This window comes from Paenibacillus sp. Paensp38, assembly GCF_059491915.1.
In genome coordinates this window covers 5,105,596-5,118,474 of the sequence record NZ_CP168516.1, presented here as the reverse complement: position 1 = coordinate 5,118,474, position 12,879 = coordinate 5,105,596, and the positions used below count along the sequence as shown (strand labels likewise).

At 36.9% G+C, this 12,879-nt stretch carries 10 protein-coding genes; 3 read left to right on the top strand and 7 right to left on the bottom strand.

What is annotated here, in order from left to right:
- Positions 1 to 100 precede the first annotated feature (100 nt).
- A complete protein-coding gene (locus ACEN8J_RS22645) occupies positions 101 to 1,144 on the bottom strand; it encodes a toll/interleukin-1 receptor domain-containing protein (protein WP_029518913.1) in 1,044 nt (347 codons plus the stop codon).
- 183 nt (positions 1,145 to 1,327) lie between these two features.
- Between ACEN8J_RS22645 and ACEN8J_RS22640 the strand changes: the two genes are divergently transcribed.
- The gene (locus ACEN8J_RS22640; protein WP_029518914.1) at positions 1,328 to 1,567 is read left to right on the top strand and encodes a hypothetical protein; all 240 of its coding nucleotides are present in this window, start codon (positions 1,328 to 1,330) and stop codon (positions 1,565 to 1,567) included.
- A gap of 298 nt (positions 1,568 to 1,865) precedes the next feature.
- On the opposite strand, the gene ACEN8J_RS22635 is transcribed toward ACEN8J_RS22640, so the two are convergent.
- From ACEN8J_RS22635 to ACEN8J_RS22620, 4 genes are all read right to left on the bottom strand, one after another.
- Positions 1,866 to 3,146: a hypothetical protein gene (locus ACEN8J_RS22635; protein ID WP_029518915.1), complete on the bottom strand. Its 1,281-nt coding sequence runs from the start codon at positions 3,144 to 3,146 to the stop codon at positions 1,866 to 1,868.
- A 120-nt stretch (positions 3,147 to 3,266) separates the two neighbouring features.
- Positions 3,267 to 4,490, bottom strand: a complete 1,224-nt coding sequence (locus ACEN8J_RS22630; RefSeq protein ID WP_049817057.1) for a protein kinase domain-containing protein — start codon at positions 4,488 to 4,490, stop codon at positions 3,267 to 3,269.
- Positions 4,491 to 4,614: 124 nt separating this feature from the next.
- Positions 4,615 to 5,094 (bottom strand): 23S rRNA (pseudouridine(1915)-N(3))-methyltransferase RlmH, encoded by a 480-nt coding sequence (gene rlmH / locus ACEN8J_RS22625; RefSeq protein WP_013312768.1) that lies wholly within the window; start codon positions 5,092 to 5,094, stop codon positions 4,615 to 4,617.
- Positions 5,095 to 5,272: 178 nt separating this feature from the next.
- Entirely contained in the window at positions 5,273 to 6,106 is an 834-nt protein-coding gene (locus ACEN8J_RS22620) for a DNA-binding protein (RefSeq protein ID WP_495593991.1), read from the bottom strand.
- A gap of 184 nt (positions 6,107 to 6,290) precedes the next feature.
- On the opposite strand from ACEN8J_RS22620, the gene ACEN8J_RS22615 reads away from it, so the two are divergent.
- Together ACEN8J_RS22615 and ACEN8J_RS22610 are read left to right on the top strand one after the other, a co-directional pair.
- A complete protein-coding gene (locus ACEN8J_RS22615) occupies positions 6,291 to 6,629 on the top strand; it encodes a helix-turn-helix domain-containing protein (RefSeq protein ID WP_029518918.1) in 339 nt (112 codons plus the stop codon).
- Between the two features lie 152 nt (positions 6,630 to 6,781).
- On the top strand, positions 6,782 to 10,648 hold the full coding sequence (locus ACEN8J_RS22610; protein WP_495593990.1) for a pentapeptide repeat-containing protein: 3,867 nt from the start codon (positions 6,782 to 6,784) through the stop codon (positions 10,646 to 10,648).
- 764 nt (positions 10,649 to 11,412) lie between these two features.
- Here ACEN8J_RS22610 and ACEN8J_RS22605 read toward each other — a convergent pair.
- Both ACEN8J_RS22605 and ACEN8J_RS22600 read right to left on the bottom strand, forming a co-directional pair.
- Complete coding sequence (locus ACEN8J_RS22605; protein WP_029518920.1) at positions 11,413 to 11,901, bottom strand: DinB family protein; 489 nt, start codon at positions 11,899 to 11,901, stop codon at positions 11,413 to 11,415.
- Between the two features lie 28 nt (positions 11,902 to 11,929).
- Positions 11,930 to 12,865 carry an AraC family transcriptional regulator gene (locus ACEN8J_RS22600; RefSeq protein WP_029518921.1) on the bottom strand — a complete coding sequence of 312 codons (936 nt, stop codon included), beginning with the start codon at positions 12,863 to 12,865 and terminating at the stop codon, positions 11,930 to 11,932.
- Between the last annotated feature and the right edge of the window lie 14 nt (positions 12,866 to 12,879).

Sequence of the window (12,879 nt, the reverse complement as noted above, 5' to 3'; positions counted from 1 at the left end):
CCCTGATACTGCTTACTCTAACCATAATTTCGCCCTATTGTAGGATGTTCCGGTATCGTAAAGTAAAAAGAGTCTGCGTAAGCACAGACTCTAAATCAATTTATGTCGAAATTTGTATTCGTTGTTCCAATACCTTCTCCCAAAACGGTCGGTAGATCAAATTCATTCGTACAGAATCATACTCTGCTTCAAATCTTTCTTCGATAGCCGGCCCTATATCGCCAATAAAAGCTGCTAATTGGTCTAAGGCGTCGTCTGCCTTGGAAATGATAGGATGTTCATAATCAGGTTCCCATCCTGTTTCCCATTTAATGTAGCCATCGCTCTCATGGGCATTCAACTCCGACCTATCTTCGTTGCTGGTAAAACCATCATAGCCTGGACGACGAGCATTATATATGATGCTAACTACCAGTGCTGGTAAAGAATCTAGTTTAGTTTTAACGGACTCTACTTTTTCCATAAAGGTATCCCATTCGCTCATTTCAGCATAGTCCATTTCTTTAACTTCTTCTGCGTCTTTCATTTTTCTAAGTTGCTCATTCTGCTTTCTAAAGTCCTCTAATTCTACTTCCATTTCTAAATATGCTTCCTTGTAAGTAGCCAGCTCTGTTTTTAGCGTATCGAAATCGGCATCTGTGAGTGGTTTCAATTCCTCTGTCGCTTTGATAAATGGGAGAAGTTTATCCTCGTAAAGTTCTTTCGCCCTAGTTCCAAAACGCACCATATTAGGAGAATTCAATCCACGATCTACAATGGCTTGAGCTAGCTTATTCAAGTCCTCAATATTTGAAAGAGTAATGGTCTGCAAATTAGTACGGTATGGGGTTTCGGCTAGTGCCCTATAATCCAGCGGTGGCACCACTACGGGTATAATTGCTTGCTTATTTACCCAAGTAGCCCCTAACTCACATAAACAAAATTGGCTTTGTAAGTAGTTGGGAGTTATAAACGGCAGAATTATTTTGCATTCTTCCATACCTTTTCGAATCTGCTCTACCCAATCTCCTCCGTAAGTTAGCTCTTCGTCAGAAGTTAAGAAGAAATCACTTCGCGAAAGGTTGAACTGGTTTTGAAGTAAATCCATGAGATTTCTTACTATAGTAGCATCCTTTGAGGAATGACTTATGAAAAACATGGCCATAAATTCCTTCTCCTTGTTTGTAGAATTAAGAGCAGAAAACAAATTTTACCTTCTTATATTAACACCTACTCAATGTAAAAAACTAGATCAAGTGCTCTTGAATCTTCTTATATTTCTTTATGTCTGTGAAAAAAATAAACATGAAAGCCAACGATCAAAAATCTGCTCTCAGGAGGTGAAAAAATGCCCCCTAATATGGATGCCTACGAAAAGCTGGTCGTACAAGAAGACCAGCTCGTTAAGCGTGTCTGCACTTGCGAAGGGACCACCAACACGATCCTGTATGTGCTCTTCCAACGAGGAAAAACGATCAGTCTTTCAATCTGTCGATATATGGCGATGAGTATGATGTACAACTTTGTAAATATACCAGTATTAGAAGAAATCAATAAATCGAGAGTGTGTTGTTATTTGATTAGATAAGTACCTGAGAGCGATTCCCAAGAAATCGCTAGGCTTTCAAGCGAATTGGGCTATACATTGGATGTCTCTAAATTGCATCTTTAAAGTCTAAAGGGAAGGCTGAAGCGCTATCAGCTATTTCGCCCTATTTGTGATACGGTTCACCGCGTTGTCTGTAACGGCAAGTTTTGAGAAAGTCCATCCTGGAGGGATGGACTTTCTCAAAACTTGCCTTCTTGTAAGTAACAATGCTTTTGTTTGGATCAGTGTAATGTCATTTGTGGTTGGTTCGATTATCCCGGCTGACGGCGTACAATACCTATGAGCCCAATATTCCTACCAACTTTTCAAATTCTCTTTCGATAATCTGCGGAAGGCTATCTTTGTTATTCTCAAATGTTGCTGCCCTACGGGCAAGTGCTTCTTTCGTAAAGTAAGTCTCCACATTGCAGTTATGCGCTTCAAAATATTCTTGGGTAACAATTTTAGTAAATGGAATAAAAAAGTCATTCGACCTACTGTACATAATGCCTTTGACTTTAAAAAGTCGTAGTAACTCTCTTAAGTTTTGATCATTACTTAGAAAAAAAGGAATGAAGTAACGTCCATGTCCGCCATTTATAAGCTGTCGCTCCATCATCCTAGGTACAGAGAAATCCCAGGCTATATTTTCAATAAATTGAAGCACCTTTTTAGGGTTCATTCCTTTATTGATTTTATTGAGAATTTTAACATCGTTTTGTGTAGTGAAATACTTATGAGCAATAACAAACTCTCTGTCAAAATACACACCAACAATATTAGTTAAAAACTCAAAGAGCTTCTGAACTTTCTTATGTACAGTTGTTTTTGATTCGAACTTAATTTGCATTACCCCTATTATGAATAGTACCATATACCTCTGTATTCTTAAGAAATAATCCATCCCTTCTTGTGCATAAGCAGAATTGAAAATTCCATTAAAGATTTGATCGGCTTGCAATTGTGCTTCATTTTCTGTAATCCCATATTGCAACTTTCCTGTTTTAATATATTCTTCTCTATTAATGCTCTTGAAAAGTTCGAGGCTGACCAAATTAAGGTATACCTTGGCCTTTTTATCCCTTTTGGTCTCTTCATCCTCACCTTCTATATTTACAAACGAATTCTTATAGTTTTCTATCATATAAAAAATATGATCATAATTAAAATTATTCCTGATTAGCAGGTCAATTGTGGTAAATATCTCATTATTTAAAGTCGAATAATCTCTACTTACAAAATTATGTATATAGCTAGCATAATTTGTATCCAGCATTATTGAGTAGTCAAGACCAAATATGGTGTCCTTTTCCCCGTTATTAAAGATTTCATTCAATAACTCGTCATCAATAAAGTATAGCTTGTCCGTCTCAAAGTAAGGAATGAAGTGGCTATCGATATTGTTGATTAATTTATTCAACTCAGTAGGATATACACTTTTGTGATAGTTATCTAAAGAGATAATTGATGACTTACCTTCCGTTGACTCCCCCATCATTACCCAAGCTTCAAAAACTTCACTTGCATTTGTCGCAATAGAAAGACTGTATAGTCCTTGTTTAATACGTTCATCTTCCATTCGGTTACGCTCCTCATTAACAGTTAGCCTAATGACTTTTAACAGGTAACAGATCATAAATGCCTACATTCGCTAAAATATTGACCTTTATTTATGATGTCCTCAAAATACTCTGCTGCCTTACAACTTTAATAACTCGTGCTTCACACTTTGAAAGGCATTTACCATTTCCTCAACAGAAATAAAGCGTTCATCAATATTTGCAGCCAAACCTTTTAAAAGAAATTCCTTAACCGCCTGGCTCTTCCCGTAGAGTCCATTTCCATGCTTCTTCCCACAAAACAAAAAGTTTACGACCTGAGTGAGAGCGTATATCTCATGCCTCACTTCGTAGTTTACGAATCCCACCTTTGTCAAGTCAGGATCGTTTAGTGAGCCTTTCACACTCGAATCTATACTCGTTAATGAGCTTTTTGGAATTTTTACTAGACCAAAATCAGCTATCTTGAGTACAGTCCACGTTTGATCGAAGTGATGAATCAGAATATTGTGGTAGCTAATGTCTCGGTGCAATATTTCCTTCTCATGGATGTAGATGAAAGCGTTGAAAAGCTGACCAATAAGCTTAAGCCGATCTTGCATATCCAACTTAGTGTTATTGTCGCGAATGTAATCAGCAAGCGTTCCTCCATTAGCATACTCAAGGGTATGCTCATGCTTCTCATCGTTGTAGTTATAGGCTTCAATAATGTAAGGCGAATTAAATTTACGTGTAGTCTCGTACTCATTCTTAAATCTCTGTAATTCCTTGGCCGTTAAATTAGTTTTGGCACGCTTTAGGGCAAACCAACGATTATAATACGGGTCTTTGTATTTAAATACCTGAGCATATGACCCACCGCCGATTAGCTTGGTTTGAAAGACTTCTTTATTGAATAAACGCTTAACTTCGACGACGTTCATCATTATAAATATAGCTCGATGCTCAATCAGTTCAATCATTGGAAAATCAGAGGGAATAGTGCTGCCCCCGCTCTTACTCAAAAAGGCACTACATCTACCTATTAACTCCACATAATATGGATCCAAATCAAAGGCAATCGGTGAATTCTTCAAATTTGTCTGAAGCTTCTGAAAAGCTTCAATCACATCAATTAATTCCCGGCTAGGGTCTGCATTGAAATGTCCACCATATCCAGGTGAAAGCTTCTGATTCATGAAGGAAAATAAATTATTTAACATGGCATGAAACAGTGGGAAAACTTGTTTAAGGTCATCATTCTTAATGTTTTCATAGTAGTCATCATATAATGCAGATGCATCTTTCATGTTAGAGAACTGGGCATTGATCTTTCGGGTTTGTACACGTAAATACTCGTCAATTTCATGCACAGGAACAGCCATATCTACCCCCTAGCTAAAGTCGTATAAAAGCAACTAGTGTCAAACATCCTCATTTTACCATATCTAATTAACAGAGGTTACTTCTTTGATTACCTATAACCACGTCGTAACAAAAAACTTGCCGTTACTTATGGTACGGTTCACCCCGATTAATCTTCACCGCTCGGTAAATCTGTTCCACCAGCACCAATCGCATCAGCTGGTGAGGCAGGGTCATTCTTCCGAAGCTCAGCTTCTGCTGGGCGCGGCGGAGGACTTCGTCAGAGAGACCATGACTGCCGCCAATGACGAAGACAACATGGCTTGTGCCGTAAGTTCCGAGCTTGTCCAGTTCCTCTGCGAGTTCTTCCGAGCTCCACAGTTTGCCGTCAATGGCGAGCACAATGACATGTGCTTCGCTTTTCACATGAGCAAGGATACGCTCTCCTTCCCGCTCCTTGACCTGTCGAACCTCCGCCTCGCTCAGTGTATCGGGAGCCTTTTCATCGGCTACTTCGATCATTTGAAACTTGATGTATGGCCCTAACCGTTTAGCATATTCCTGAATGCCCATGACCAAATACTTCTCTTTTAACTTGCCCACACCTATAAGTTGAATAAACAAATTCCATACCCCTATCTATGTCGAATGATAATGTAAAATCGTATTTACGATCCCTAACATGAAAAGATACCTTTAACATAGTTATTTTAGCACCTGAAACGTCTCTTACCTATCTATTTCCTCTCTATTACGAGCCTATTCCCTGTTCAGATCATAGCGGATTATTCATTTACACTCTTCACGATGGAATGCTTTCAGTTCCGTATTCATCAAGACACTGTATTAGCAGCTGTCGATATTGGCTGATTTGTTCCGCTGTCGCTGACTCCCGTAATGATTCGAACAATGCTGTACATTTCTTGAAATTACGATCGTTACCCGACTGATCGGCTAGTTGCATCGCCTTCACAGTAAGTCCCACTGCATCCTGTAATCTGCCACACTTCCGATAGTACAAAGCCAAATGATAGCAGTAGCTATAATAGTAGGATACGTTCTCTGCGTCTTCATAACTTTCGAATTCATGAATCTGCTCTGCAAACGTATGTAAAATATCTGACACATCCAAATGATACATAAGCGCTGCCCGTAATATGGTATTCAGCCCCGGTAATATTTCCTCTAGATTATCCTGCAAAAAGGCTACGTATTCCTCGATCAGCTCTATATTTCCAGACAAAATATCTACTGCATATAAATTAGTTTTGGCTAAAAACCTGAACTCCTCAACAACCTGAATGTCTTCTTCCTTTAAATCCTCCATCCACCCCAGCTCAGCATACTTATAGATGCACTCCCTTGCCTGCTCATATGCACCCAGGTTCTGGTGAGCCATTCCACACATCAGGTGACTGAGCCCAAAATAATATACCAATGGACGTTCTAAATTGACATGCGGGATGGATAATTTCATTGCTTTATGATACTGCCTTTCTTCATAGATACGCTGTACACATTGGTACAAAATATCCGCCGTCTCCATCACCTTTTTCCAATTTTCAAAAGCCACAGCCATCTCTAACATTTCAACAATGATGTCCGGTTTGAGTGATTTCAGGATAGAAGTTCGCAAAGAGGGTTCCTCCTTTAAAATGACTAGGATAAAAAGCACTCGCTCTTAATATATTCCTTTGTGAAACTCCAAATAAGTAGTACAATAAATTAACTTAATCGCAGTTTTTTCAATAAATTTTACCGCCTTTATGTCTCTGCTAATTACATCGATACTCTCCTAACCTTTAGGAGAGGTGGCTAATATGACAAAATTACGGAATTCAGTTGGAGAAAGAATTAGAGCAATTCGGAAGGCTAAGGGATTAACACAGCAACAACTTGCGGAACTTTCAGGATTAGATGATGCATATATCGGATCAGTAGAGCGTGGCGAAAGAAACTTTTCGATTGATACCTTGGAAAAGATTTTAATCGGATTGAATGTCTCTGCTTACTCTTTGTTTTACAATTCCGATAATTATATTGACTCTATACAGATGAAAATAATAGATAATTATAGTTCAATTATTAGCGAACTAAGCCCTAAACAGGTCCAAAACTTAAATAACATCATCAGTGAATTTAGAAATGCATTTAAGTGAAATTTATTTTGAAATAAATATATTAATAGTGGACTTATTTTCATCTTAAAATAAAAACCGATAGGTAATGCTATCGTCTGACGATTCTTTGTATTCACTTACAAATAAAAATGAAAATTCTCAATATTTTCGAGAAGATGGGTGCGGTAAAAATGCAAGATGTAAATCTTCATATTTTCAAGAAAAATACAGATGCTCATTATACTCACCGTGGGTTCTTATTTCAGTATGCACTTACGCTTGAATTATGGCTCACCAACTATCTTAGTAAAAATGACATAATAATTTATTGCGAAGTCGAAGATGATATTAAAACAATAGATATTCAATCTTCTAGCACTAATTATAAACAAGCAAAGTGTTATTCTAATTCATTGTCACTAAGTGATAAGGGAGTCCAGAAATCCTTATACAATTTTTTTCTATTATATTTACAATCAGGAGAAGTTTATTTTGATTTTATTTCTTCTTCTAAACCCTCTAGTAGAGACAAACTACTGAATGAATGGATAAAAAATATGGGTAGCCTGTCTCAAGATTTACTTCTTAATTGTGAAGAGTATATTTATACTACAATTGGCCTGATTCTAAAAGAAGAATCAGAGAAAGCGCTTTTGAGAATTCATACAAATTCTGAAGTGAAAATTGAACTTAAAAACTCATATCAAAAAATCAAATTTTTATTAGATCAATCCGAAGTCCGCAAATCCTTTATAGAACGAATATCCTGGACTTTTATGGAGCTAGACCCTCAAGAGAGTGTAATCAATATAATAGCCAGTACTAAAAAACACATTTCCAAACTTGAAAGAAAATTACCTACCCAACTACTTTATAGCAGACTTCTCACTGAGGTAGTTATGAAGTCTGCAAACCCTGATCCAAAAGCTAGATACTTGGACAATAATTTATTTGGTGAAATTCTGGAAGAAACTATAATGGAGATGCATTCTAATACTAATTCAGAACTGATCGAATTAATTGGTAAGTTTACATATGATTTGAATAGTATAAAAGTGGATGTATCTGATATTGACAATAAGGTAAACTATCATCTAGAGGAATATGGTATTAAGAGGCTTCATTCCGAATTTATTGAATATTCAAAAAATAAATTAAAAGAGTTTTCTGAACCTATTTTTAACGAAAACTTTAACTTATTTGATATTTTCGTTTTACCTGAACACAAAAGTTATGAATTCAAAGGCGAGTTTAAAGATCTAGAGGAGGATCTAGGTATTAAATTCAAATCAAAAAAGAAGCTTAAAGACATATCAGTAACCGAGTTATTTATTACTGAAACGATCATGGATGAAACAAAGAAGCCGATTTTTGTACATGGGGATCCTGGCGTAGGTAAAAGCACTTTCTCTAAATTTTTATTCTCCACTTTTATCGAAAAAAAACCAGATATAATAACAATTCATATTGATTTGAAGAGATTTAAATTTGTGAATAATTTCAAGATAGCTATCAAGCAGGAGTTTGAAGAGATTTTGCCTTCCTTCAAACTAATCCATTTAAAGAAATCTCGATTCTTAATCATTTTAGATGGTTTTGATGAACTACACCTAATTAGTGATGGACAAATGGATGATTTTTTAATGTCATTAAATGATTTTCAAAGGGATTATAGCAATGTGAACATTGTCTTAACAGGAAGAACAATTGTTTTTCAAGAATACTTAACATTGATCCCCAAGGGGTCTATTATAGTAGAAATTAAACACTTTTCACCACTTATGATTATAGAATGGGTTAAAAAGTGGTCAAAACTTAAAAATTATAATAAAGAGCTATCTACTGAAATAATAAACATAAATAAACATATGGATTATTACAGATTTAATAATGAGGATGATGATTCTTTAAGTAATAATAAGACTAGTATCAGTAATGTTGAAGAAGACCTCTTAGTAAGCTTACCTCTGTTTCTCTATCTTATTTGTACAATGCTATATGAAGATAATGATTTAAATCTAGAAGAATTAAATCAACTTGAAAAGTGGCAATTTTATAAGAGACTAATGGACTGGACATGTGCTACATCTAAATTCGATAATTCATTTAATCCGTTTCAAAAGCATATGGATTTTGAGGCCCTCTCAGAATATAAAAGAACATTTAACAAAAATATTTCTTTGTCTATGTACAAATCCAATAAATTCCATATAACAAATCGAGATATCCAGAACAGAGGATTACTACCTAAGTTTTTTGAATCTCTAATTTTAAACAGCGAAAATTTAATTAGTTCATTTATTGTCTTAAACTACATGAAGATTAACCACGAGACTGATATCAATGAAACTGCTTTTGAGTTTGTTCATAAAAGTTTTTATGAATATTTAGCCGCAGAAGCCTTGCTTGATATATTACTTTCTTTAGCAAATATTAATGAACAAGACGAAAGTTTGAAGGCTCACTTTTATACCAGCTTCTCAGGATTCAAGTTATCCAATGAAATTTTACAGTCTTTCTTGATACCAATGCTCGGTTCAATTGAATCAGAGAAGTTAAGATTAATCTATAACAACTTGAATCATCTATACAATAACTATGTGAAAAATCATCAATTTTTAAATGAGGAAAACACTGCATTTCTAAAAAAATTTTTCCTCCAATATCCAGGAAAAGCAGATAATAAAATAACGTTAGAATCTAATGTACTTTTCTCCCTTCTTAGACTGTTACCGTCTATTGCCAAATTATTAGGATTAACATTTAAAGTTAATTTATCTGACTTATCTAATCAACTTCGGAAAGTTGTACAATTCTCTAATGATGTATTCACTGTAGATGAACTACGATTTGACTTGGTTGATTTACAAAATTCAGAAATAACTAATGTTAGTTTAGTGAAAATAGAGTTAGAAAGTTCCAACTTGTCAAATTCTATTATTAAATTTTCAGATCTATCTTTTTCAAATTTGAATAGTGGACTTCTTTCTAGTATAAATATCCAATATAGTGACTTTGAAGGGGCCAACTTTGATTTTGCAGAACTGAAGTACGCAAATATAAGCGAAACAAACATGATAGATACAAGTTTTGTTGGAGCGACCCTAACAAAAATTAAATTATATAACTCTGATCTAACAAATTCAGCATTGGATCATAGTTATTTAAGTAATTCAGAACTTATTCAATGTGACTTAAGCGACGCTGTAATGGACGATTCTCATATTGAGGACACTATAATGATTTATGTCAATCTATCAGGGGCAAGCATGCAAAATAGTGTGTTCATTAATGTCAATTTATCGAACTCATTCTTATCATATTCTCAATTATGTAGATCAAAGCTCCAACACTCAAAACTTACATCATGTGACCTACGATTTGCTGATTTATATGGGGCCGATTTGAGCAACGTAGATCTGTCAAATGCAGACCTTTCAAATGTTGATCTCACAGATGCGAATCTTGAGAATGCAATACTGACTGGTGCTAACCTTACAAACTCAACTTTGTCTAATACCAATCTAAGAGGATGTAATTTGACTGGATGTATTTTTAACAAAGTTACTATAGAGAATGTAGACTTCTCATACTCGATATTGGATTCTACTGATCTAACAACATCTCAACTTAATAACTGTATTTTTTATAAAACTAGTATGAGATATACAAGAATTAGCACTCAAGATTTTTCGAATATATCAAACATGAAATGCGTAGATTTTTCTTTTAGTACAATCTCTTTCTCGAATTTCAATAATGTAAATTTAGAGGGTAGCGATTTAAGCAATACAAAAATCTATTCATGTTTATTTGAGAGTGCAAACTTTAACAATTGCAAATTTCATGCTACTAAATTGAAATGTTGTAAAATGCCATTAACCACATTTTTGAATTCAAAAGTTATAAGTACTAACTTTATTTTCTCCGAATTATTCGAAGCTAATTTTGGAAACACCGTACTTCAAAATGTACGGTTTAAAAAAACAAACTTGTCCTTTTCAAACATATACAATCGAAAAAAAGATGATAACTTCCTCAATGTACAATACCTATAAATTAATCTCTATTGGCGGGATAGTTCAAAACCACATTAGAATGCTAGTAGCATGCATAGACACCTCTAGCATTCTAAGAATTTCAGACTCTAATCTTTACGGTTCATAGCTATTAATTTTACCGCCGAAAAATCTGCTTTACCAGCAACAGCCGCATCGTTTGATAGCGCTAGTTCATCTTTCCAAAGCATAGCTTCTATTGATTACATTTAATCTCATTATCCACTAGCCCGTGGCTGCCACCGATGACGAACACCACATGGCTGCTTTCTTAGGCGCCGGAGCAATAGTATTCACTTGCAAACCCCTATTATACCCACATTTCCCCATACAAGGTGAGTGCTATACCTCTAGCTTAATGTATCCCAAAATCCGTTTGCCTTCCTTATCCTTAATGATCTTCACCTCAGCATTACTTAGGGTATCTGGTGTCTTTCATCAGAATTATTATGATTTAAAGCTCGAGATAAGGCATAAGACGTTTTGCATATTCTGCAATCCCTTGTACCAAATACTTTTCTTTTAATTGTCAGTCCAATAATCTGAATAAGCATACTTCCTCATTAGTCCCGCTCTAAGTGTAAACAATATAACTCCCATACCTCCGATTGTCCAAAAAGATAATGAAACTCATACAATCTGTTACACTATTTTCTATGTAACCCCCTCATGATCCAATGTCTACCTACAAAAAGCAAACTAAAAAAAAGAGCACCTAATAGGTGCTCCAGCTCATCTCCATCTTTTTACAGCTATACGCATACTCAAGCGTACAACATAAAAAAGCTCACTTCATGTCCTAGTTGCTTCAAATAATTGTAGATCTGTGAGCGGTGATGGAATACATGGGTCACGGTCTCAATCTGCCATTGAACCTGTAGATGCCCATGCTCCATATAAAAGGCCTTCGTCGAACGGTTCAGATAATCTTCTTCGCTAAGCGAAAGAATGTAAGTCTTATAAGCCTCGAAGTTTTCCCTGAAAGCCGCAGCCAAGCGCTCGGGATCTTCCACCCCGGACAGGCTGGTTTCAATCTCTCCTACTTCACCCTCGGACTTCTCCTGCATGATCGCAAGATCCGAAGCAGGAATAAGAACAAAGTGATGTACTAACTCCAGCAGCGAGCGGAAATTGTCCTGTGGACGAAAGCTCCAATCCTCTGGACGTATTTTACGGATCAAGGCTTCCCCCGTCCGTACTCCGGTCTCCAGCTCATTCAGTAAATGACCTCGAACTTGCAGCGTTCCACTCATATTCTCATCTCTCCTTTACCATTCTTATTCATATTTTGAGTATAGCCGAAGCCTCTGGGCGTGTATTGTAAAAATCGGACAACTTCCGTAAATCCTTAGCCGCAGTAAGCGGAGAATCTCCATAAAACCTGCGAAAATCGCGGATTAAATGCGCCTGATCGAAAAAGCTGTGCTTCAATGCCAGCTCCGTCCAATCCAGACTCCCGCCGCTTTGGATACTGTGTAGAACGCTCTGGAAGCGGACGACTTCACTGAACTTTTTGGGGCTGATCCCGATCCATTGCCCGAATTTGCGGTTAAGCTGTCTTTCACTGATCGCCTCACGCTCCGCAAGCTCCTTGACCCCCACTCTCCCACCGCTCACAAAGATGCGATGCAGCAGGTTTTTCATCAGGTCGCAATCGTTCGTGCGTTGGCGAAACAGAAGCTGGTTAAGATACTCATCCATTATGCGCACCCGTTCATTGAAATTCTGCGCTTCCATAATGCGCTCACCTATGACGGCGATGCTTTCGGGCCAGAGATCTTCCAAGCGATAATTACCGCCTGTAAACAAGTGAGTCGGCATCCCGTGAAAATAATGCGCACCACCCGGAAAAAAACGCACCGCAAAAATACGTGTCTCGGACCCTACTTGTCTGGTAGACACGAACGGATTCGTAAATGTCCCGCAGTACGAGAGTTCCTGACGCTTACTCACCGAGTCGTATTCTAATAGAATATCCGTACAGCCGTCAGGTAATACCCGCTCCATGGTTTCTTCCTGCGGCAGGCTTAACGAAGCGGTGTCTTCGTACGAAGCTGCTAGATTCCCCTCTACCACCCTATTAGCCGGACCGGACTCCCAATAGCAAGCTACATAAGCTCTCAGCGCGGCAGAGGGCTTTTGTTCGATATAATACGTGGACAGATCACTTCCATTGACTTGAAGGGGACGAAATAGTGAATGCAGCAAAGGGTCCATCCATCGTTCACTCC